Here is a 22,943-nt window from a genome sequence, read left to right as displayed (position 1 = left end):
GTCGCGAAAGTGACTTTCGCGACCTCTGATGTCCCGAAAGTGGCTTTCGCGACACGGCCACGGACCGAAACCGCGATCAACCGCACCCGGAAACCGGCAGGTACCTAAGACGTCCTCGGCGCTAACGCGACTTACCACGCACGAGGCGGGTCCTACGGTTTGCGGCCGACCCCGGCGTACGGGAGTGCGTTGATCGCCGGGTCCTCGGACATGTCCCCGGCGCCCTGGGGTTTCCACATCGCGCAGCCGACGACGCCGGGTTCGACGACGTCGAAGCCGTCGAAGAACGACAGCACCTGGTCGTGGGTCCGGGGAATGGGGTCGTTCCGTGTGCCCTTGTACGCCTCGATGGCCTCGTCGAGCCTGCTCGAGTCCGCGTCGGCGGCGACGTGCGAGAGGGCGAGGAAGCTGCCGGGGGCGATCCGTTCCCGGTAGCGGGACAGAATCGCGTGCGGCTCCCACGAATCCGGCACGAAATGCAGCAGCAGCAACATGAACAAGCCGACCGGCTGGTCGAGGTCCAGCAGCTCCTGCACCTCCGGACTAGTGAGGATGTCGTTGGCGTCGCGCAGGTCGGCCTGGATCGCCGCGCACCGGTCGTTGTCGCGCAGCAGGAGTTTCGCGTGTGCCACCGCGACCGATTCACGGTCGACGTAGACCACCCGGCAGGACGGGTCGGCCTGCTGGACGATCTCGTGCAGGTTGCCGACGGTCGGGATGCCGGAGCCGATGTCGAGGAACTGCCGCACGCCGGCTTCGACCATGTACAGGGCGGCACGGCGAAGGAACGCGCGGTTGAGCCGGGCCGCGTCACGGACCCCGGGCATGATCTTCAATACCTGATCACCCAGGTCGCGGTCGGCCTGGAAGTTGTGGTCGCCGTCGAGCCAGTAATCGTAGACCCGTGCGGGATTCGGCACGCTCGTGTCGACCTCGGGGGGCACCCAGCTCAGGTTGGAAGTCACCGTCGTCGCCACCGTTCGGTTGGGATTCCGTTGGGGCACAGGAGTCTAGCGGGAGCCACGGCCGGGGTCGCCATCGTCCGATCGTGTGGATGTGCGGTGGCGGAACCCCATCCGCCGCCCGGCGGTCCTAAAGTGACCGGGTTCACCGTCCAGGCACCGGGAGACGAGCACGATGGCACCACCTCCGGACGTCCCCGTCGCGCCAGGCCGGTGGCCGCTGCTCGGCCACACCGTGCCGATGCTCCGTGACCCGCTGAAACTGTTGTCGGAGTTGGGATCGCACGGCGACGTCGTCCGCCTCGACTTCGGCCCGATGCCGGTTTACCTGGTCACCACGCCGGAATTGGCCTGGCGGCTGCTCGCCGTCGACGCGGGGAAGTTCGACAAAGGCATTGTGTTCGACAAAATGCGGCCGTTGTTCGGCGATGGGCTCGCGACTTCCAACGGCGTATTCAACCAGCGGCAACGGCGGATGATGCTGCCCGCTTTCCAGCGAAGCCGTATCGCGCTCTACGCCGAGACGACGATGACGAAGCTCGCTGTAGAGCTTGCCGACTCGTGGAAACCGGGCGAGGTGGTGGAATTCGACCAACGGACGCAGAATCTCGCGCTGACCATCTCCGGGCGCACGTTGTTCTCCACCGAACTCGGCGGCGACGCGCTCGCCGAAATCCAGCGGTCGATCCCGATCATGCTGAAGTACGTCATGGTCAGGGCCTTCTCGCCGAAGTTCGTGGAACGGCTGCCGATCCCGGCGAACCGGGAGTTCGACGCCGCGGCCGCACGCCTGAGGCGGGTCATCGGCGACGCCGTCCTCAAGGCCCGTGAGAAGGGCGGCGATCAGGGAGACCTGTTGTCGATGTTGTTGCTGGCCAAGGACGACGAGACCGGCGAGTCGATGACCGACCGGCAGGTGGAGGACGAGGTCATCACGATCCTCACCACCGGCGCGGAGACCACCGCCGTCGCACTGGCGTGGTTCTTCCACGAGATCGGGCAGCGGCCGGACATCGAGCGCCGGTTCCACGCCGAGGTCGACGACGTGCTGGCGGGCGGTCCCGCGCGGTTCGAACACCTGCCGCGCCTGGTCTACACGCAGCGGATCATCAACGAGGTCGTCCGCCGGACCCCGCCGGTGATCCTCATGCGACGCGCGCGGGAAGACGTCGAACTCGGCGGGGTGCGCATTCCAGCCGGTACCGAGGTCGCGGTCAGTCAGCACACGCTGCACCGCGATCCGCGCTGGTTCCCCGAACCCGGCCGTTTCGACCCGGACCGCTGGGAGCCGGAGCGGGCCGCCGCGGTGCCGAAGGGCGCGTTCATCCCGTTCGGCGCCGGGCCCCGGCTGTGCCCTGGCCACCAGTTCGCTCCCACGGAGATCGCCTTGGTCGCGGCGACGATCGGCGCGCGCTGGCGGCTGGTGCCGGTACCGGGGGTCAAGGTCTCTCCCAAGCTCAAAGCGACGATGCAGCCCAATCGGTTGCCGATGACCGCGCTGCCGAGAACAGCGGGCTGACGGTGAGCATCCGACTACCAGGTGTAGGGTTCGTGCTCCTTCCGCGCGTTCCGATTCCGGAGAGGGTTCTGTGAGAATGCCGCTCAAACTGGCCACGGCGGTGGCCGCCTGCTGCGCGCTCCTCGGTGGTTTCCTGGTCGCCGCCCCGGCCGCGGCCGTCGAGATCCACTGTTCCGACCTGGACCTGCCGGTCACCGGCCCGCTCGGCGAACCCGCCACGGTGCACGGCCGGTTCTGCCTGCCTGACGGCCCGGCGCCCACAGCGGTCCAGCTGCTGGTGCACGGCGGCACCTACACCAGTGCCTACTGGGACCTGCCCCATGACCCGGATCGTTACTCGTACCAGCGCGACATGGCCAAGCACGGCTACGCGACCTTCGCCGCGGATCAGCTCGGTTCGGGCGGGAGCAGCAAGCCGTTCAGCCTTCCGCTCCTGCTGCCGGTACTGGCGCGATCGATGCATCAGGTGGTCGGCCACCTGCGGGCGGGACGGGTCGGCGGCACGCCGTTCCAGAAGGTCGTGATCGTCGGGCATTCGGTCGGCTCGGGCATCGTCGCGGCCGAGGCGTCGACGTACCAGGACGTCGACGGCGTGATCCTCTCCGGCATGACGCACTTGCCGTCGGCGCCCGCCTTGACCCTCGGTGTGCTGTTCGGCCTGCAGCCCGCTTTCGCGGACGACCGGCTTGGTTCGCTCGGCAGCGATCCGCTCTATTTCACGACGAAACCGGGAGCGCGCGCCGGACTGTTCTACGCGACGGAAAACACCGACCCGGGTGTCATCGCGGCCGATGAAGCGACCAAGGATCAGGTTTCGGTCCCGGGAATGGGAACCGTCGCCGTGTTCGGCATCGTACTGCCCGCGACAAAAGCGATCCGCGTGCCGGTTTTCCAGGCGGTCGGGCAGAAGGACATCCTGTTCTGCGGCCTGTTCGCGCTCCGGAACTGTTCGAGCGGAGCGACGCTGCGCCCGGCGGAAGCGCCGTACTATCGTCCCGAGGCCGAACTTTCCACGTATGTTCTGCCCGGTGCCGGACATTCGTTGGCGCTGCACCGCAACGCGTCCCAGTACCGGGACGCCACCCGCGGTTGGCTGAGGGATCAGGTCGGTGTTGCAGTACCGTAGGGTTACCACCCGATCGGGTGGCCGATAAACCGTGAGTACCGACAGAGAATCGTGGAGGATGTTTCTCCACCACGGAATGCGAAAACGACCCCAGGACCGGCAGACGTGACCGCCCCATTTCCGGACGGCGACGAGTACCCGGCATCGCCGGACGCCCAGAAGAGAACTGCGTCCTCCTCCTCACCGAAGAGGAAGAATGCCGCGCCGACGCGGGCCACGCTGGCCCGCAAGTGGGCCTACCTGGTCACCGGTACGGCGTATCTTCCATATACCCACGCTCAGATCGAAGAGCATTTCGCCGCTCTGCTGGACGAGGTGTTCGCGGCGGTGCTGAGTGACGACGCCGAGCCCGCGCAGGCCACCGAGGCCGGCGCGCGGCTCGTCGCGCTCAGGTGCGTCGGGCCGGACAGCCTGCGTCGCACGATGGAGGTACTCGGCAAGGGGCTCTTGAACGAACCGGAGTTGCGGAGTGTGAAGTCGCTCCCCGAACGGGCGTTGCAGGTGCTGGGCGCGCTCGCTTCCGGCTACGGCGAGGCCTTGCGTGAGAGCATCCAGACGCAGCAGGAAGACTTGAGCCGCACGCTGGTCACCCTCGAACGCGAGACCCGGCGTGAACTGGTGCTCACCCAGGCGCGCTTCGAGCAGTTGTTCACCGGTTCGAAGACCGGGGTGGCCGTCACCAGGGTGGACGGCCGCGTCCAGCGAGTGAACCCGGCGTTCGCCGAAATGCTGCACCGGCCCGTCTCGGACCTGACCGGGCTCAACCTCTACGACCTGGTCCACCGGGAAGACGCCGACGGCCTGCGTGAGGGCTACCGGAAGCTGCTGGAAGGCAAGACCCAGCGGCTCGAACTGTCGCGAAGACTCGTCGCCGAAGACGAGGAACCGGCATGGGCCGGTTTCACCGGTGCGGTGATCCGCGACCCGGCGGGTGAGGCCCAGCAGCTGATCACACTCGTCGACGGAGACACCGACGTCTCCTTGCTCCAGCGGCAGTTGAGCCGCCAAGCCCTGCATGATCCGCTGACCGGCCTGCCGAACCGGCAGTTCTTCGGTACCCGCCTGGAGCGGGCGCTGCGGCACGCCGACCCGGCCTTCGGTGTCACGGTCTACCACCTCGATCTCGACGGATTCTCCCTGATCGCGGGCGGGCTAGGCCAGAAACAGAGCGACGAGCTGCTGAAGAACGTCGCCGCGAAGCTGCGGGCAGTCGTGGGCGGCGAGGACGCGCTCGTCGCCAGGATCGGCGGAGACGAGTTCGGCATCCTCATCCAGAACACCGCCACCAGCCCGGACGTCGCCACCGTCGTCGGCATGATCAACCAGGAACTGGCCGAACCGGTCTACCTCGAAGGCGGGATCGGGGTCGCGGTCTCCGCCTGTGTCGGGGTCGTGCACCGGCCACCGAGGGACATCGCGCCGAACGAGCTGCTGCGCGTCTCCGACATGACACTGCGCCGGGCACAGTCCAACGGCTACCGGCAGTGGACGCTGTCCGATTCGGCCCTCGACATCAGGGAACGGCACGAGTTCAGCCTGGCCGTCTCCATGGCGGGTGCCTGGGAGATCGGCGAGATCGAGATCCACTTCCGGCCGCTGACCTGGCTGGCGGACAGCACGCCCGCGGGTATCGAGGCGAGACTCGAGTGGAACCATCCCCGTCACGGCCGGATCGGTCATGACACCTGCGTCCGCTTCGCCGACGAGACCGGTCTCATCGTGCCGCTCGGTGAATGGCTCATCCGCACCGCGTGCGAGGAGGCGGACGACAGGCTCCCGATGGTCGTGGGACTGACCCCGCACCAGGCCGCGGATCCGGATCTCGTCGGGTCGGTACGGCAGGTGCTCACCGCGACCGGTCTCGGGCCGTCACGACTGCGGCTGGGTTTCCCGGCAGGCGCCGTGCTCGCCGAACTCGGGGAGACCGTCGACAACCTGCACCTCCTCGCCGAGATCGGGGTGGACGCGGAACTGCAGGACTTCGGCGTCTCCGGTGACGTCGTCTGTCTCGTGGACGTGCCCGTGCAGACGGTCAGGATCGCTCCCCGGCTGGCCGAGCGGCGGACGGAACCCTTGGCCGAACGCTCGCTGCGGAACCTCATCGAGACCGCGACCATCGCGGGCGTGACGGTGATCGCGGACGGGATCGACTCGACCGGCGACGCCGGGTGGTGGCAGAACGCCGGTGCCCACATCGGAGCAGGCCGGTACTTCGGTTAGGCCATCTGCCGCAGCGGCCCGGGCGTAAGTTACCGGAGGGTTGACGTGCGCGGGCGGATTGGGCAACATCCCAGGTCCTCACACCGCACCTCGGAGGCATGCACATGCAGGTAGGCCCGAGGCGTGGACGGCGTTTCGACGCGCCCGTCGTCGTCTTGAGCCTGTTGCTGGTGATCGCGCTCGGCGCCTGGTGGGGTGTCGACTATCTGCGGGCCCGGTTGGCCGGCAACGGTTGTGACACGCTGACGCCGGTCGAGATCACCGCCGCGCCCGACGTGGCGCCGGTGCTCACGCGGCTCGCGGCGACCGTGCCGCAAGACGAATGCTTCAGTGTCGACGTGACCGCGAGCGAGTCGGCCAAGACCGCCGACCTGCTCGGGACCACCACCTCCGGCGGGCCCGACGTCTGGGTTCCCGAGTCGAGCACGATGTTGTCGCAGGCCAGGGACGCCGGCGCGTGGAACCTGCCGGAATCCGGTCAGTCGGTGGCGAATTCCCCGGTGGTGCTGGGGCTTCCCGACGAGACCGCGCGAAGTTTCGGCTGGCCGGGGAAAACCCTCACCTGGCAAGAGATTCTCGACGGTTCCCCGGTCGGGATGCCGGATCCGGCCCGCGATCCGCTGGGCATCGCCACGCTGCTCGGCCTGCGGAAGCTGACCGAGAAGGCGCCCGATCCGGCCGCGGCCTTCACCGCCGTCATGCGGAAGCTGAATCCGGCCCCCGGCCAGTTCCCGGCCGCCTTCCCATCGACCGAACAGTCCGTGCTCGCCCGGAATTCGGTGGCGGCGTATCCGGGAGTCCCGGTGCAGGGGTTCGACTATCCGTATGTCGTGCTGCCCAAGGCTTCGGAGGCGTCGAGGACCGCGGCGGAACGCTTTCTGCGGCTGTTGCTCGACCCGCTCGCCGCCGCGACCTTCGCCGACGCGGGATTCCGTGCGCCCACCGGGCAGTTCGCCGTCCCGCGGGCACAGGACAGCCGAACCGATCCGGCACCGCATCCACCGGGCGCCCCGCCGTCGGCGGATTTGTACGCCGCGTTGCAGGCCTGGGCGGGGACGAACCTGAGCGCCCGGGTCCAGGTGCTGCTCGACGTCTCCGGTTCGATGGCCGCCGCCGTGCCGGGTGCGGGGAAGAGCCGGATGGAACTCACCCTGCAGGCCGCGACGCAGGGACTCGGGCTGTTCAAGCAGACCACGGAACTGGGTCTGTGGTTGTTCTCGACCAAAATGGACGGTGACAAGGACCACCGTGTCCTGCTGCCGATGCGGACGATCGCCGAGCAGAAGACCTCCGGTGGTGTCGAGCAACTGCAGGCGGTGCGACCGAAACCCGGTGGGGCGACCGGTCTCTACGACTCGATCCTCGCCGCGTACCAGAACGCCAGGCAGAACTGGAAACCCGGCCGGATCAACCTCGTCGTCGTCCTCACCGACGGGCGCAACGAGGACAGCGACACGATCGGGCTGCCAAGGTTGCTGGAAGAGCTGGGCAAGCTCCAGGACCCACGGAAACCGTTGCCCGTCATCGGGATCGGCATCGGACCGGACATCGACGCGGCCGAGCTGCGGCAGGTTTCCACCGCCACCGGCGGGGAATCGTTCACCACCCCCGATCCGCGGAAGATCTCCGACGTCTTCTACCAGGCGCTGAGCAAGATCATGTGCCAGCCGCCGACCTGCAAGAATTGAGGCAAGACGTGGTTGTCCGGGGGGTAAGACCTTCGCTGGTCACGCTCGCGGCGTTCGTCGCCGGTGTCGTCCCGTTCGTTTTGCACGCGTGGGCCGCGCTGCGCGGCAGCCTCGCGCAAGACGACTTCGTCATCACTTACCACGCCGCGAAGGCAGGACCCTTCGAGTTCGGCTACTTCTTCCAGGACTACCATGGCCATCTCGCGCCAGGCGGCTTCCTGCTCGCCGACCTGCTGACCGCTTGGGCACCGTTGGACTTCGCCGTGCTGATGGCGCCGGTCCTGATGATGCAGGCGGCCTCCTCGGTTCTGTTGTGGACGGTCCTGGTGCGCTGTTTCGGGCGCCGCTGGGGAATTCTCGTCCCGTTCACGATGTTCACGACGTCGACCTTGCTGCTCGTTCCGACGTTGTGGTGGGCGTACGCGATCCAGCTCGCGCCGGTGCTGCTGGCTGCCACGGCCGCCCTGCACGCGCACGTCCGGTATCTCGCCGACGGCGGACGCTGGGCGATCGCCACCGTGGCCTGGACCGTCTTCGGGCTCGCCTTCTACGAAAAGGCGGTGTTCATCCCGGTGCTGGTCGCCGGCCTCACCGTGCTGCTCGGGGTTTCCCTGCGACGGCACCTCGTGCTGTGGGGTTCTTTCGCCGCTCTGCTCGCCGGCTACGCCGCCGTTTTCCTGGCCCTGACCACGAGCCAGGTCGGGCACGGCGGTGGTCCGGTCACCGTCGGCACGGTCGCGGACATGACGGGGCGGATGCTCGGCGACACCCTGGTGCCGGGGATGGCGGGCGGGCCTTGGTCGGGACCCGGCCCCGGTGCGACGTTCGCCGCTTCCCCTTTCGTGGTGAGAATTCTGCTGCTGCTCTTGGCGGTCGCCGTCCTCGTCGTGGGGGTGCGCACCGGTGGCCTTCGGGCGAAGAAGGCGTGGCTCTTGCTGGGCCTGGTGTTCGTGGCGGACATCGGGCTTTCCGCGGCCACCCGGCTCACCGAGGTCGGCCCGGAACTGGGCAGCGATCCCCGCTATGTCGCCGACCTGGCGCTCGTCGTCGCGCTGTGTGCCGCTTTCGCCTTCCTGGAACCGAAACCTTTCGATCGCGGGCCGGATCCCGCGCCGTCGACAGCGAAACGCCCGCTCGCCTTGGTGTTGTGCCTCGCCTTGATCGCGAGTTCCGCCGTGGGTTTCTCCCGGCTGGCACCGGGATTGCGGTTCGAGCACTCACGGGAGTTCCTCGCCAACGCGCGGGTCTCGATCGAACGGGACCCCGATCTCGTCCTGTACGACACGACGGTGCCGAACGACATCTTGCACGCCTGGTTCGGCGAGAACGCCCGCACTTCCCGGGTCGTGGGCCTGATCCCGGGCGTCCTGTTCGACCAGCCGACTAGCCGGATGTCCCTTTTGGACGACTTGGGTATCGCGCGGGCGATCACCGGCGTGAAACCCGTTTCCCGTGGCCTGCCCGGCCCGGTGGCGGGCTGTGGGTACACCGTCGGCGAGCACCTGGTCCGGGTTCCGTTGGACACACCCGTTCTCGGCCGCTACCTGCTGCGGATTGACTACTTCACCTCCGATGGGGGCGAAGGATTCGTGGACCGCGACGGAGTGCGCGTCCCGGTGTGGTTCCAGCCCGGCCTGCACACGATGTACCTGCCGATCGAGGGCCTGTTCGACAAGGTCGGTTTCCAGTTGTCCGCCAAGGGCGCTCCCGTCTGCCTCGCGAAGGTCGACGTCGGCGGGCCGCTGACTTAGCGGTTGCCATCGGAAGTCTTCCGGGGGGCTCGACCGCCCAGCGGAAACCTGGATCCGCCGAATACTCCCGAAAAACTTCCGATGGCAACCACTCAATAAGGGTCGTACGGGCTGTCGTGGCCGAAGATCTTCGCCACGGGCGTCAAACGCAGCCGCAACAGGATCTTGATCCCGACATTGCGCACGAACCACGGCAACTGGGCGACCACGCGCAGGCGGTCCTTCATCGACGGCGGCGTGAGCCGGAGCCTGGCCATCGACGTCGCGCGGTCGAGGTAGGTGTAGCGCCGTCCGAAAAGGACTTTCGCGATCGTGCCCAGGGTGACACCGATCGAGGAGAAGCAGTCGTGGACCAGGATTTCCCCACCGTCGGACAGGTTCGTCGACCAGCGCAGGTCGTCGGTGTAGGTCCAGTAGTCGTGCTTGCCGTCGATGTAGAGCAACTGGATCGGCCGGTCCCAGCGCGGCCGGAGTTTCGTGCTGTACTCCGCCACCAGTTCCACGACGTCTTCGACGCCCGCTTTGCGGAGGTTCGCCTCGAACCGTTGGCGGGTCGGCGATCCGCCGAAGAGCCGTCCGTCGACGAACGGATCGACGGCGACCACCCTGGCACCGACCGTGCGGGCCGCGGTGGCGAGCACGATCGTCGAACGGCCCTGGTGGCTGCCGATTTCGACGATCAGATCGCCCTTGTCCAGGCGGCGGGCCGCGTTCCACAAGACGAGGCCTTGATCCCGCGTCATCCAGCCTTTGACGGGCTCGGCGAGCGACCACGACTCTTCGAAACCGTCTGTCATAGGCGCATAGTAGCCACGTTTCCGCCTAGTATCTACCGGATGGTAACCCCCGGCACGCTGGTGAAGAAGCCGAGCACGTGGATCGTGCTGGCGCTGACCGTGCTGTCCTTTTTGCAGCGTCCGGGCAGGACGACGTTCGACACCAAGCTCGACCTCGCCGTGGATCCGCTGGCCTTCCTCGGCCGCGCGCTGCACCTGTGGAATCCCCAGGCGACGGCGGGGGAACTGCAGAACCAGGCGTACGGCTACCTGTTCCCGATGGGGCCGTTCTTCGCGGTGTGCCAAGCCGTCGGGATGCCGGTGTGGATCGCGCAGCGGCTGTGGTGCGCGATCCTGCTCTCGGTCGCGTTCGGGGGCGCCCTGCTGGTCGCTCGTGCGCTGAAAATCGGCAACGAACGGACTCGGCTGATCGGAGCGGTCGGGTACGCCCTGGCGCCCCGGATGGTCACCGAAATCGGTTCGCTGTCCTCGGAAATGCTGCCAGCCGTCCTGCTGCCATGGGTACTGCTGCCGCTGATCCTCGCCGACCGGATCGGTTCGCCGCGCCGCGCCGCCGGATTGTCCGCGCTCGCCGTGCTGTGCATGGGTGGGGTCAACGGCGCGATGGTCGTGATGGCGCTCGTGCTGCCAGGGTTGTGGCTGCTGACCCGGAAATGGCGGAGCACGCACGTCGCGCTGGTCATCTGGTGGTTCGTCTTCGTCGTCGGCGTGGTGCTGTGGTGGATCCTGCCGCTGGTACTGCTCGGCCAGTACAGCCTGCCGTTCCTGGACTACATCGAATCCGCGACGAACACCACGGCGCCGATGTCGTTGTTCGAGGTGCTTCGCGGGACGAACCAGTGGGTGGCCTACGTCGTGCAGGGCACGCCGTGGTGGCCGTCGGGCTGGGCGCTGATCGACAATCCCGTGCTGATGGCGGCCACCGGGCTGGTGGCCGCGGTCGGGCTGTTCGGCCTCGCGCGGCGTGGGTTGCCCGAACGGCGGTTCCTGATGCTCGGCGTCTTGACCGGGTTGACGCTGCTGACCGTCGGCTACGTCGGCACGCTCGACAGTCCGCTCGCGGAGCCCGTGCGTCATCTGCTCGACGGTCCGCTCGCGCCGCTGCGCAACGTGCACAAATTCGAGCCGGTGCTGCGACTGCCGTTGATGCTGGCGTTCGTTTACGGCATCACAAGTCAAGGCATCACGAGCGCCGTGCCTTCGCTGCGGCGGAATCTGCGGCCCGCGCTCGGCGCGTTACTGGTCGTGGTGATGGCCGCGCCGGTATGGCTGCTGACCTTGCGGCCCGGTCCGGGCTGGGACGAGGTGCCGGGGTACTGGTACGAAGCGATGGGCTACGTCGCCAAGACCGACCCGAACGCGCGGACGTTGCTGCTGCCCGCGACCGGTTTCGGCGAGTACGACTGGGGTCGCACCGTGGACGAACCGGCGCAGGCCATCGCGGACAGTCCGTGGGCCGTGCGCAACCAGGTCCCGCTGGGCTCGGAGGGCAACACCCGCCTGATGGACTCGGTCGACGCGGCCCTCACCGACGGCAGAGGGGATCCCGGGCTCGCCGCTTTGCTCGCGCGGTCGGGCTACCGGTTCCTGATGCTGCGCGGGGACATCGACCGCGCCAAGGCCGGCGCCCCCGACTTCACGACACTGCGCGCCGGGCTGGCGGGGTCGCCGGGGATCGGGAAGGCGGCCGGCTTCGGACCGCTGGAGATCTACGAGGTGCAACGGCCGGTGCCGCTCGTCACCGCGACGTCCGCGAAGGACGTTCCGACGGTGAGCGGCGGACCGGAGAACCTGCTGCCGCTGATGAACTCCGGGCAGCTCGATCCCGGCACGCCGACGGTCCTGACCGGGGACGGCGGTTCGCCGACCGGACCGAGACTGGTCACCGACGGGCTGCGTCGCGCCGAACGCAATGTCGGCGGCGTGCGGGACAATCTGAGCCAGACACTCACGGCCGGGGAATCGCCGCGACAGCAACGAGCCGCGCTGGACGTCCTGCCGTTCCCGGGGGAGCAGCACCAGACCGTGGCCGCGTACCGGGGGATCCGTTCGGTCAGCGCGTCGACGGCGGCGTCGTTCGCGGACGCTTTCGGCGGCTCGGATCCGAGCCATCAGCCGTTCGCCGCGCTGGACGGGGATCCGCGGACCGCTTGGCATTCCTCGACCTTCACCGGTCCGATCGGGGAATGGCTCGAAGTGGAACTGGACACCCCGAGGCTGGTGAACACGGTCGAGCTCGCGATGGTCGACGACATCCGCGTCGGCTGGCCGCCGACCCGGATCCGGATCACCACGGACAACGGTTCCGTCGATCACCAGGTCGTCCGCGGCGAAGGGACGCACACTTATCCCGCTCCGGCGGGGGTGACGCGCAAGGTGCGGATCACGTTGCTGTCGCTCGTGGTCGGCAGGCAGGACGGCAACGTCGGCATCTCGGACCTGAAGATCCCCGGTGCCGAACCACAACGCGCGCTCGAAGTCCCCGCCGACCTCCCCGCAGGCACGGCACCGGGCTTCGCGTTCACGCGGGGCCAGCAACCGAGGTACGCGTGTGTGCCGGACGACGGGCACGTCCGCTGTGACGCCAACGCGGGCCGCGACGGTGAAGAACCGGACGGGATCCGGCGGCTGTTCTCGACGACGTCGCAGAGTGCCTACGAGTTCGGCGGCACCGTGCTGCCCGCCGGTGGCGGCCGGGTTCCGGTGGCCTCGCCCGGCGTTCAGGTGAGCGGAACCTCGCAGCTGGGTGGCGATCCCGCGGCGGGCGCGTTCGCCGCGCTGGACGGGAATCCCGCGACCGCGTGGCAGCCCGACGTCACCGACCTGCGGCCGACGTTGACACTGGACTGGCCTGAGTCGAAGACGATCTCCGGAATCCGCGTCGCCGCCGATCCTGGTGGGACGGCTCGGGCGCCCGCGCGGCTGGAGCTGACGACGCCGACGTCGAGCCGCTCCGTCGAACTCGACGCTTCCGGCGCGGCGACGTTCCCACCCTTGGACACTTCACAGCTGAAGATCGCGTTCGCCGGCCTGGACGACGACCAGCGGACCCGGAACTCGCTGGGGATCGGGAGTTTGTCCCTGACCGGTGTGGAGCTTCCCGCGCCCTCCGCCGAGTTTTCCCTGCCTTGCGGGTCGGGCCCGAACGTCCACCTGGACGGCCTCGACTACGACACGTCCGTGCGCGGCACCCTCGCCGATTTCGCCGCGCACCGGCCACTGACCCTTTCCGCGTGTCCTGATTCGGCGGGCGGCGTGGAGCTGGCCTCGGGCGGACACGAACTGCGGACCGACCGGTCCGAGTCCCTTGTGGTCCAGGACCTGTGGCTCAAACCCGTCGGACAGGCTTCTGGAGCCGTCGGGCACCGGGCCGTCTCCGTGGACACCTGGGACGCGACCTCCCGGACGGTCACCGTGGCAGGCGGCGATGAGTCCATTTTGGCCGTTCCGGAGAACGCCAACGCGGGCTGGACCGCGTCTCTGAACGGGACTCCGCTGGTGAAGACGCGCGTCGACGGCTGGCAGCAGGCGTGGATCCTGCCCGCCGGCTCCGGCGGTGTCGTGCGGCTCGAATTCACCCCGGACTGGAAATACCGCTCCGGCCTGCTGATCGGCGCCATCGCGATCCTGGCCGTGCTGGCAGGCGTGCTGTGGCCGGTCCGCCGCCGACGCGTCTCTGTCGAGGCGGGAACCGGTGTGGCCGTCCCGGTGGTGCTCATCGGCCTGCTGGCCGTCCTCGGCGGCATGCTGCCGATCGTGCTGCTGATCGCCGTCTTGCTGGCACGTCAGTTCAGTGAACGGGCTCCGCGGTATCTCGCTTTCGGCGGGATGGTCGTGGGAACGCTCGCCGCGGTGGTGGGGCGGCTGCTGGGGCACGGGCAGGAGTGGGCGTACGGGCCGGTGACCCAGGCCGCGCTGCTGCTGGCGGCCGCGGCGATGGTGGCGATGTGTGTGCCTTGGTTCGCGGGGCGGGAAGGCGAGCGTGTGGAAGGAGCTGTGTGGAAATAGGGACACTCCCTCCTCTTTTCCACACAGCCTGACGTGAGAGGACCGGTCACGATCGAGAGCATCGGGTTTCTGTCGGTGGCCCGCCCGATGCTGAGTGGGTGCGAAGAGGGGAATGGGCACAGCACCCACTGTTGACGGGCGGCCCGGCCGTGGTCGGAGTCAAGTCGCTCGAGCAATTGGGTGTGCCCAGAAGAACGATCTGGCGCCGGTGCGAGCGCGGCGGCGTCTGGCGGATGTTGCTGCCTGGGGTGGTGCTGCTCGGAAACGGCGAGCCGACCGACGAGCAGCGCATCGAGGCCGCCCTGCTTCATGCGCATGAAGGTTCGGTGCTCACCGGCGTGCACGCGCTCAGACGATACGGTCTGTGTAACCTTCCGGTGATCGAAGAGGTCCACGTTCTCGTTCCGGCTGAACGCGCGATCGCCAGTACCGGGTTCGTCCACATCGAACGAACCCGGCGACTGCCCTCGCCTCGGATCAGGGCCGGTGTCCCGACCGCTCCGGTCTTCCGCGCGGTGATCGACGCGGCACGCCGAGCAGCTGATCAGGACGTGGCCGTGGCGATGGCGGCCGAAGCCGTCCAGCGACAGTTCTGTCCGCCGTGGGCGTTGGCCGAAGAACTCGACCGGCAACACAGTGCGGAAACGAGGGCCTTGCGTCCCAGCCTCGAGCCGATCTTGGGCGGCGCGCATTCGGTCGCCGAGGCCGACGCATGGAAGCTGTGGGCGCGTTCAGGGCTGCCCGAGTTCCAGTGGAATGTGAAGGTCTTGGACGCAGAGGGCCGGTTCGTGGCGAAGCCGGACGGTTGGTGCGATGAAATGGGACTCGCCTGGGAAATCGATTCCCGCGGTTGTCACTCCGAGGGCGACCACTTCCGTGCGACTCTCGCGCGTAACGCTCGCTACGCCGCGGCTGGGATCGTCGTGCTCCAGACATTGCCGTCGCGGCTTCGGACCGAACCGGACGCGGTCCTGGCCGAACTCGTGGCGGCGCACAGCAGTGCCCAGCGACGGCCGCGACCCGAGGTGCACCTCGGGTGAGTCGAGTGTCACCAATCAAGCACGCCGCGACCGCCACTCCAGTACAGCACCGGAAAGCGCCAGAGCCCCAGCACAGCAAGCGGCGACCGTCACCACCTGAGTAGCTGACGAGTGCGGCCAAGTGGTCACCAGAACCGTCTCCACCAGCACGGTCGTCCACATCAGCACGGTCACCCGCCGGTCGCCGGCGGCGAGGCGGGAGAACAGCAGGATCTGCACCAGCGCGAGCATCGAGCCGGCGAGGGCGAACGGCCAGACCGGCATGGTGCTGGCGGCGTAGCCGGGGCCGCCGATGAACGACAGCAGGCGTGGTCCGAAGCCGAAGGACACGAAAAGGACGACGGCGTCGAGGGCGGCGCAGACGGCGAGGGCGGCGGGCAGGATGCGGCGCCGGTCGTCGACGTTCGCGAACCGGGGGAGGACCAGGACACCGACGGCTTGAGGGAGCCAGTAGGCGATTTTCGTGACGATCGCGCCGAGCGCGTATTCGCCCGCCTCGTTCGCGGGGAGGGTGTGGCGGGCCAGTACCAGGTCGAGGTTCACCAGCAGGACCAGTGCCAGCATCGCCTGCGCCGCGTGCAGGACGTCGCCCGCGTGCCAGCCCGCTTTCCGCGGCCGCTGCCGTCCACAGAGGAGCCAGCCGCAGAAGATCACCAGGTACGAGCCGATCGCCGTCCCGGCCAGCGCCCCGGTGGCGTCGCCGCCGATCACGAGTCCGATCAGCGATCCGCCGACCTTGCCCGCGCCTTCGAGTGACATGAGCCCGGCCAGCCGCGCGAACCGGCCGCTGCCCTGCAACAGACCGTGGAAGAGGCCGAGCAGGGTCAGCGGGCCGAGGGTGACGGCGAGCAGCAGCGCGGGCACCACGGAATCCAGGTGCAGCACGAAGACCAGCACCGGCGCCAGGAGCAGGCCGATGGCCGCGACGATGGCGCTCGTGGTGAGGCCGAGCGCCAGGAGCGTCCCGCTGTCTTGCGGTTTGCGGGCGACGCGCAGTGCTACGACGGTCTGCAGGCCCATCGCGGGTACGACGCCGATCACCAGTACCGCCAGCAGCGAACTCAGCTCACCGAACGCGCTCGGCGCCAGCAGACGGGCGGCGACGATGCTCAAGGCGTAGGCACCGGCGTTGTTACCGGCCAGCGCGAGCGAGACGAGGATCGCCGCGACACGCTTGTCGGTGGGGGCATGGTCGCCCTCGACGTCTACGCTCAAGAGCGCTCCTATTACCGGCGAGTAATCGAGCGACCATAACCGCGATCGAGGCGGAAAGGAAAGGCCGTTGGGCGCACGTGGCGAACGTCTGGTCCTGGCCGCGGTGTCGGCGGGGCTGGCGTTGCTGGTGTTCCTGCCGGTACTCGGACGCGGCTTCGTCCTGAGCTACGACATGGTGTTCGCGCCGCGTCAGTCCCTGGTCCCGGACGCGCTGGGCCTCGGGTCCTCGCTCCCGCGCTCGGTCCCTGCCGACACGGTGATCGCGCTCGCGACCGCGGTCGTTCCCGGTGACCTCGTTCAGCAGGCCATGCTCCTGCTGTCGCTCTTCCTCGCGGCGTACGGTGCGGCGCGGTTGGTGCCGACGGAGCAACTCGGTACGCGGATCGTCGCCGCCACCGGTTATGCGTGGACAGCCTACTTCGCGGAGCGGCTGTTCATCGGGCATTGGCCGCTCCTGCTCACCTACGCCTGCCTCCCGTGGATCGCGCGCGCCGCGCTTTCCCTGCGCGAAAGCGAACCGAAAGCGCTCGCGCGCCTGGTGCTCGCCTGCGTCCCCGCGGTGCTCACGCCGCCTGGTGGAGTACTGGCCGCAGTCACCGCGATCGTACTGGCCGGACCTCGAAAACTCGGCCGCACCCTCGGTCTCGCCGTCGTGCTCGACCTGCCGTGGCTCGTGCCGACGCTCACCCGCGATGGCGGCTCGCTGTCCGACCCCGCCGGGGTGGCCGCGTTCAGCGCCCGTGCGGAAAGCTGGGGCCCGGCGATCCTGAGTGTGCTCGGCCTCGGCGGTATCTGGAACGGCGACGTCGTCCCCGGCAGCCGGGGTGCGCCGATGGCCCCGGTGCTGATCCTCGTCACGGTCGCCGTGGCCTTGGCCGGGCTCCGCCCCTTGGCACGGAGGTGGGGGACACCGCCGGCGAGAGCGTTGCTGTCGCTGGGAGTTCTCGGTGTCGTGCTCGCCGCGCTGGCGACGCTGCCGTTCGGCGAACCCGTGCTGTCCTGGGCGATGGGACACGTTCCCGGTGCGGGATTGCTGCGGGACGCGCAGAAATGGGTCGTGTGGTGGGCACTGCCCGTCGCGCTCGGGTTCGCGCTCGCGGTCGAAGCGGCCACCGCGCGTCTGCGGACCGAGCCTGCCAGGGTGGCGCTCGTCGCGGCCGCCGCGCTCTTTCCTTTGCTCACCATGCCCGACCTCGCCTGGGGCGGCTGGGGAAAGATCGAAGCCGTGCGCTACCCGGAGGACTGGAACGCCGTCCACCGCGTGCTCGCGGACGATGACCGGCCCGGCGACGTCGTCGCGCTGCCGCTGTCCACGTTCCGCAGCTTCGCCTGGAACGGCCATCGGACACAGCTGGACCCGGCGCCTCGGGCGCTGCCGGAAACCGTCCTCGTCGACGACACATTACGAGTCGGCGCCGAGGAGATCTCCGGCGAAGACTCCAGAATGGACCGTGTCCGCGCCGCGAAGTCGCCCGAGGATCTGTCATCGGCGGGAATCGGCTGGATCCTGGTCGAACACGGGACGCCGGGGCAGCTCGACCCGCGGTTGCTGATCGGCGCGGAACCGGTGTGGTCCGGTGACTGGCTCACGCTTTACCGCACTCCCGGTGAACCCGTCGTGACCGAGACGGGATCACCGTTCCCCGTGGTGCTGGCAAACGGAGTAGCGCTGCTATCGATCGTCGCCGCACTGTTGTGCCTTAAGTTACCGGTGCGTACATTGAGCCGACGCAGGAATTCCCTGCTGCGGAAGGAGTAGGTCTTGGGCACCCTCATCGGCGCGGCCGCCGCCGTCATCATCGGGCTCGCAACGGCCGCAGGGGGGAGTTACGCGCTGACGAACTCCGCCGATCCGGACGCCGCACCCCAGGTGCAGGCGAAGATCAAGGAGCAGTTCAACCCGAACACGGGCCCCGAGAACGTTATTTACGGCAAACGCTGAGCCGGTGTCCCAGCTCGCCTCCGACCACGCGCAGCGCGTCGTCGGGCTTTACGGCGACCCCACCGTTTCCTGGAGCATTCTCCTGGAAGCGAAGCTGTCTTCGGTACTGACACCGGAAAAAGCCCGGATGCGGCTGGCGGTCGCGGCCGAGGAGCGGCCGTGGCTCGGAGCCGCCCCCGAGGTCGAAGCCGTTCCCGGGAACGAACTTCCGGCGACTCGCGATCGCTTCGCCGAGGCGCCGTACGAACGCGGCGCGCCGTTGCTCCGCGTCGCGGCCGGCACTGACGAACCCGTCGTGCTGATCGCCGCGCACCACGGCGCGCTCGATGGTCTCGGCCTGCTCGCCGTCCTCGGCCTCCTCCTCGACGTCCCGATCTCGTCCGCCGCCAAAGGGATCGGCACGCGGACGGCGGATCGTTCCTTTCTCACCTCGGCCTTCCAGCGGCTCGCCGAAGCGCTTTTCACTCCTCCGGCAAGGATCACGCCGGAACGGGCTGGAAGTGGGGTAGGGGACGTGTTCAGCGCCAGGAATCTCCCTCGCGCACGGCTCGGGTCCTCGGCTCTCGCGGCGGCCGCCGCCAACCTGACCGAGACATGGAACGCCCGGCGCGGCAAGAAAACCGCGCGAGTGGTGGCGGCGGTTGGCGCATCCTGGCGAGGCGGCGCCGTGCCGGAACCCGAGCACGACAGCGCGTTCTTCCGCTTGCGGCTCGGCCGGAATCCGGTCGCGGCCGACGTCGGCGCGCTACTGGCCACGCAACCGCCGGAACCCGACTTTCCCGCGCGCAGCAGCAGGATCGCCCGGCTGGGAACCCGCCTGCTCGCGAGCAGGCTCGGGTCCACCTACCTGGTTTCCAACCTCGGCATCGTGTCGACGGCGGACGCGGTCGCCTCGATCGCGTTCTATCCCGCCGCCAGCGGCCGCTCAGGCGTGGCGTTCGGCGCGGTGACCGTCGGGGGTACGAGCACCGTCACCGTGCGCGCACGCCGCAAGGACTTCGACGACGCCGCCGCGGCCGGGCTGGCCGACGGGATCGTGGAAGCCTTGCGGCGTCAGGACCCTGGGATGGGGGATGGCCACCCCGGCCACGTCGCGCACGAGTGATTCGAAGCGGCCCACGCTGTGGTCCCAGTCGAACAGTCCCGCCCAGGTGACGCCCGCCTCGCCCATCTCGCTCCGGCGCGACAGGTCGGCGAGCAGGCCTTCCACCTGCGTGGTGAAATCGTGGAAGTCCTCGGCGAGCAGCCCGGTCTTGCCCTCCACAATGGATTCGGCCACCCCACCCGCCGCCCGGTAGGCCACCGACGGCACGCCGTGCGCGGCGGCTTCCATGATGACGATTCCCCAGCCCTCCTTGACCGACGGGCACAGGTGCAGCCAGGACCGTTCCAGGATCTCGTGTTTCTCGCCCTCGTTCACCCAGCCGTGCAAGTGGACACGGTCTTCGACGCCACGGTCACGGGCGTGTTCGCGCAGGACTTCCTCCCACGGCCCCTGTCCGACCACTTCGAGCCGCAGGGTCGGCCAGCGCCGCGCCAGTTCGGCGACGACGTCGATGGCGTGCTCGATCCGCTTGTGCGGCACCAGCCTGCTGACCGCGACCAGCGTCGGCTCGGCCGCCCGGACGGCCTTGCCGCGCGGGGGAGTGTCCAAACCGTTGGGTACCACGGTGATCCGTGACCCTTCGATGCCGAGGCCGGCGAGTTCGCCCTTGGTGATCTCGGAAACCGTGACGTAGCGGCAGTGCCGGAACAGCCACGGCGCCAGCCTGGACTCGATCCACCAGCCGATCCGGCCCAAGGTCTCGCCGAGCGCGCTGATCCACTGTTCACGGTGGACGTGGTGCACCAGCACGAGAACCGGGCAGCCCGCCACCAGCCTGGCGAAGAACGGCATCCCGTTCTGCACGTCGACGACGAGGTCGGCGTGTGCCTTCCGGATCGCCCGGAGCGCGTGGACGTAGACGCCGAACTTGTTGCCCCGGCGGCGGTAGCGGACACCGTCGCGCCATTCCCCGGCGTTCGCGCCCGGATAGGCGGCGCACTGGATTTCGACCCGGTACCCCGCCTTGGCGAGCCCCTCGGCCATCCGCTCGACGTAGCGCTCCGAGCCACCGCCTTCCGGATGCCCGGTGTCGCGCCAGTTGACGAGCAGCACACGTGGCCGATCCATCGTGGTTCTCCCAACCTGTTAGCGACAATGCTAGGTTACCGGTGCGTACACGGTAGATGAATCATTCCCGGAAAGCGATGGTTCGATGGTCGGTAATCGGTCGGTGACTCCTGCGACGATGCCGCATCGCGCCACTTTGCGCAGATCGGTGACGTTGTTCCGTACTTTTCTCACCGAACAGACGGATCCGGACGGGTTCTACTCGGTGCTCGCCGAGGACTCCGTCCGTCAATTGGCGCGGCACACTCCGTTGAACGGCCGGATCGTCGTCGACGTCGGCGGTGGACCCGGCTATTTCTCCGACGCGTTCCGTGCCGCCGGTGCCACCTACCTCGGCATAGATCCCGATGTCGGCGAGCTGACGGCGCGGGGCGAGGCCGGTGAGAACATGGTCCGCGGCAGCGGGACGAAACTACCGGTACGCACCGGATCCGTGGATGTCTGCTATTCGTCGAACGTCCTCGAACACGTTTCCGAACCCGAGGTCATGCTGGCCGAGATGTGCCGGGTGACCAAACCCGGCGGAACGGTTTTCGCCTCGTTCACGCCGTGGTATTCGCCGTGGGGAGGTCACGAGACGGCGCCGTGGCATTACCTCGGTGGTTCCTACGCTCGGCGGCGCTATCTCGAAAAGAACGGGAAGGAGCCGAAGAACAAATTCGGTGAGAGTCTTTTCGCCTTCTCGGTCGGCGCGGCCATCCGGTGGGGGAAGGCCACGCCGCTCGCCGATCTCCAGGAGGTCTATCCGCGCTACCATCCCTCCTGGGCCACCTGGATCGCGCGTGTTCCCGGCGTCCGGGAGGTCGCGTCCTGGAACCTGGTTATGGTGCTGCGCAAGCGCTGATTGCCAGTGCTAGTGCCGTGAGGGCGTGGGGCGCCGCTTCGCCAGCAGGAAGACGCCGAGCGCGAGGAAGGCCGCGCCGCCGATCCCGAACACGATCGGCCCGGTGCTCCCGATGAAGTCCAGTTTGCCCTTGTTCTCGCCGACCTGCTTGACCATCGTGTCGACGGTCGCGTCGGTGAAGGTCAGCTTGCCGTCGAAGACGACCGTGGGCGTGGGGTTCGCGGCGGAGCGCAGTTCCTGGTGTGATCGCTGCTCCTGTTTGACCTGGATCCCGGTCAGCGGCTCGATCCAGCTGGTGATGGTGCCCTGGTAGAACTGGCCTGCCTCGACGGAGTCGCCGGCGGCGCCGATGAGCGAGCCCGGCACCTTCTTCGTCGCGATCTTCGTGTCGGGGATCTCCTGGACGAACTTGTAGACCTCGACGCCCTTGATGTCTTCGACGCCCTTGAACCGGGCCTGGACCGCGCGGCCGGTGTTGTCGTCGTAGACCTGGTAGTCCTTCTGCTCGGTGTCGAAGGGGAACTTGAAGTTCAGGCCGGGCTGCGGCCTGTACTCCTGGATCTCCTTGGGCTTCTCGCCCTCCTTCTCGGGCTTCTCCTCGAGCTTGGTGACGAAGCTGCTCTTGTCCGAGCACTTCGCCTCCTGGTCGCCGCCCGGCGGCACGTAACCCTCCGCGGTGCGGCGGTCGAAGCAGACCTGCCGTTTGCTCGCGTTGACCACGGTCTCGTCACTGGTGTCGACGACCGAGACGGCCAGGAGCCAGACGGCGACGTCCGTGCCCTCCTGCATCTCCGGCGGCGCGAAGTTCGCCACCACGTGTGCGGTCGCCTTCAGCTTGGCGTCGTCGCGGATCTCGGTGACGGTCTTGCCGTTCTCGGTCTTCACCGCGAGAACCTTGGACGCGGTGCCTTCGAGGACCGACGTCGATTCCTGGTTCAGTGGCACTTTCGCGAGTTCGGGTTTCACATAGGTCGGCAGCAACACCGCGCCGGCGACGGCGAAAACCCCTAGTGCCAAGAAGATCAGGCTCAACGCACGTCGCAACGGTCCTCCTGGTGAAGCCAGTTACATTACCCATCGGTAATCAGTCGCCAGATAGTGGCTCGCGGACCGGCCAGCGTCAAAGGTGTGACCGATGGTCATAGGTACGCCGTAGGGCCGAAAGGCGGTATGGATACCACCATTCGGCGTAAGCAGCCAAATATGTTTGTTCCCGGGAACAACGTGAGCCGGACCACCATCGGACGACTTCCGGTGCGTGGAAAGGACTTTTGTGCCGCAGGACCCGAACGATCCCCGCGCGCTGGACATCGGCGCGTACTCGGACTCCATCACCGACGTCGAACTCCGCGACGCTGTCGCCGACGTCGCCGCATTACTTTCGTTGCACGGCAACGTGATCCGCGATCTTGACGCCAGGAGATCACGGTGGCGTCCCGGACGGCGCTCTCCGCATCCGGACATCGTCCTGTCCGCCGCCGGACGCCGTCCACAGTGGATGAGGTCCGCGAATCCCGAGGTGACCCTGCCGGTCGCCACGACCTCGCGCGGCCGGACGCTCGCCGTGCGGCTCACCGCGCGGCCCGGTCTGGGGCACACGTTGCTGGACCTCGCGAGGATCATCGACGCCGACATGACCCCGTGATTCGACGCGGAAC

16 protein-coding genes are annotated in these 22,943 nt (G+C 68.2%); 11 read left to right on the top strand and 5 right to left on the bottom strand.

All coding sequences use genetic code 11. The annotated features are described in order from the left end of the window. Positions 1-152: 152 nt before the first annotated feature. Positions 153-965 (bottom strand): SAM-dependent methyltransferase, encoded by an 813-nt coding sequence (locus tag ACM6LR_RS34905; RefSeq protein ID WP_414942203.1) that lies wholly within the window; start codon positions 963-965, stop codon positions 153-155. Positions 966-1,137: 172 nt separating this feature from the next. Between ACM6LR_RS34905 and ACM6LR_RS34900 the strand changes: the two genes are divergently transcribed. From ACM6LR_RS34900 to ACM6LR_RS34880, 5 genes are all read left to right on the top strand, one after another. After that, entirely contained in the window at positions 1,138-2,481 is a 1,344-nt protein-coding gene (locus tag ACM6LR_RS34900) for a cytochrome P450 (protein ID WP_414945301.1), read from the top strand. A gap of 76 nt (positions 2,482-2,557) precedes the next feature. Further along, positions 2,558-3,607 (top strand): alpha/beta hydrolase, encoded by a 1,050-nt coding sequence (locus ACM6LR_RS34895; RefSeq protein WP_414945308.1) that lies wholly within the window; start codon positions 2,558-2,560, stop codon positions 3,605-3,607. A gap of 105 nt (positions 3,608-3,712) precedes the next feature. Beyond that, entirely contained in the window at positions 3,713-5,827 is a 2,115-nt protein-coding gene (locus ACM6LR_RS34890) for a putative bifunctional diguanylate cyclase/phosphodiesterase (protein WP_414942200.1), read from the top strand. A 98-nt stretch (positions 5,828-5,925) separates the two neighbouring features. Further along, positions 5,926-7,515, top strand: coding sequence for a substrate-binding and VWA domain-containing protein (locus ACM6LR_RS34885; protein WP_414942199.1), 1,590 nt, complete (start codon positions 5,926-5,928; stop codon positions 7,513-7,515). A gap of 8 nt (positions 7,516-7,523) precedes the next feature. Next, positions 7,524-9,266, top strand: a complete 1,743-nt coding sequence (locus ACM6LR_RS34880; RefSeq protein WP_414942198.1) for a hypothetical protein — start codon at positions 7,524-7,526, stop codon at positions 9,264-9,266. A gap of 92 nt (positions 9,267-9,358) precedes the next feature. On the opposite strand, the gene ACM6LR_RS34875 is transcribed toward ACM6LR_RS34880, so the two are convergent. Further along, positions 9,359-10,063: a class I SAM-dependent methyltransferase gene (locus ACM6LR_RS34875; protein ID WP_414945300.1), complete on the bottom strand. Its 705-nt coding sequence runs from the start codon at positions 10,061-10,063 to the stop codon at positions 9,359-9,361. Positions 10,064-10,102: 39 nt separating this feature from the next. Here ACM6LR_RS34875 and ACM6LR_RS34870 point away from each other — a divergent pair, with 39 nt between their 5' ends. Further along, positions 10,103-14,071, top strand: a complete 3,969-nt coding sequence (locus ACM6LR_RS34870) for an alpha-(1->3)-arabinofuranosyltransferase (protein ID WP_414945299.1) — start codon at positions 10,103-10,105, stop codon at positions 14,069-14,071. A 182-nt stretch (positions 14,072-14,253) separates the two neighbouring features. Then, positions 14,254-15,111, top strand: coding sequence for a hypothetical protein (locus ACM6LR_RS34865; protein ID WP_414945298.1), 858 nt, complete (start codon positions 14,254-14,256; stop codon positions 15,109-15,111). Between the two features lie 15 nt (positions 15,112-15,126). Here ACM6LR_RS34865 and ACM6LR_RS34860 read toward each other — a convergent pair whose 3' ends face one another. Further along, complete coding sequence (locus ACM6LR_RS34860) at positions 15,127-16,326, bottom strand: lipopolysaccharide biosynthesis protein (RefSeq protein ID WP_414942194.1); 1,200 nt, start codon at positions 16,324-16,326, stop codon at positions 15,127-15,129. 67 nt (positions 16,327-16,393) lie between these two features. Here ACM6LR_RS34860 and ACM6LR_RS34855 point away from each other — a divergent pair, with 67 nt between their 5' ends. After that, on the top strand, positions 16,394-18,085 hold the full coding sequence (locus tag ACM6LR_RS34855; RefSeq protein WP_414945297.1) for a hypothetical protein: 1,692 nt from the start codon (positions 16,394-16,396) through the stop codon (positions 18,083-18,085). 3 nt (positions 18,086-18,088) lie between these two features. Continuing rightward, positions 18,089-18,268, top strand: a complete 180-nt coding sequence (locus tag ACM6LR_RS34850) for a hypothetical protein (protein ID WP_414942192.1) — start codon at positions 18,089-18,091, stop codon at positions 18,266-18,268. A 925-nt stretch (positions 18,269-19,193) separates the two neighbouring features. Here ACM6LR_RS34850 and ACM6LR_RS34845 read toward each other — a convergent pair. Then, entirely contained in the window at positions 19,194-20,441 is a 1,248-nt protein-coding gene (locus ACM6LR_RS34845) for a glycosyltransferase family 4 protein (protein WP_414942191.1), read from the bottom strand. Between the two features lie 148 nt (positions 20,442-20,589). Between ACM6LR_RS34845 and ACM6LR_RS34840 the strand changes: the two genes are divergently transcribed. After that, entirely contained in the window at positions 20,590-21,285 is a 696-nt protein-coding gene (locus tag ACM6LR_RS34840) for a methyltransferase domain-containing protein (RefSeq protein WP_414942242.1), read from the top strand. A 9-nt stretch (positions 21,286-21,294) separates the two neighbouring features. On the opposite strand, the gene ACM6LR_RS34835 is transcribed toward ACM6LR_RS34840, so the two are convergent. Then, positions 21,295-22,329: a DUF3068 domain-containing protein gene (locus ACM6LR_RS34835; RefSeq protein ID WP_414945296.1), complete on the bottom strand. Its 1,035-nt coding sequence runs from the start codon at positions 22,327-22,329 to the stop codon at positions 21,295-21,297. Positions 22,330-22,558: 229 nt separating this feature from the next. Between ACM6LR_RS34835 and ACM6LR_RS34830 the strand changes: the two genes are divergently transcribed. Beyond that, positions 22,559-22,930, top strand: coding sequence for a hypothetical protein (locus ACM6LR_RS34830; protein WP_414945295.1), 372 nt, complete (start codon positions 22,559-22,561; stop codon positions 22,928-22,930). The last annotated feature ends 13 nt before the right edge of the window (positions 22,931-22,943 follow it).

Source organism: Amycolatopsis sp. cmx-11-32 (genome assembly GCF_047608695.1).
Lineage (GTDB): Bacteria > Actinomycetota > Actinomycetes > Mycobacteriales > Pseudonocardiaceae > Amycolatopsis.
The sequence above is the reverse complement of the archived record's forward strand: the minus strand, read 5'-3'. Positions and strand labels throughout refer to the sequence as shown.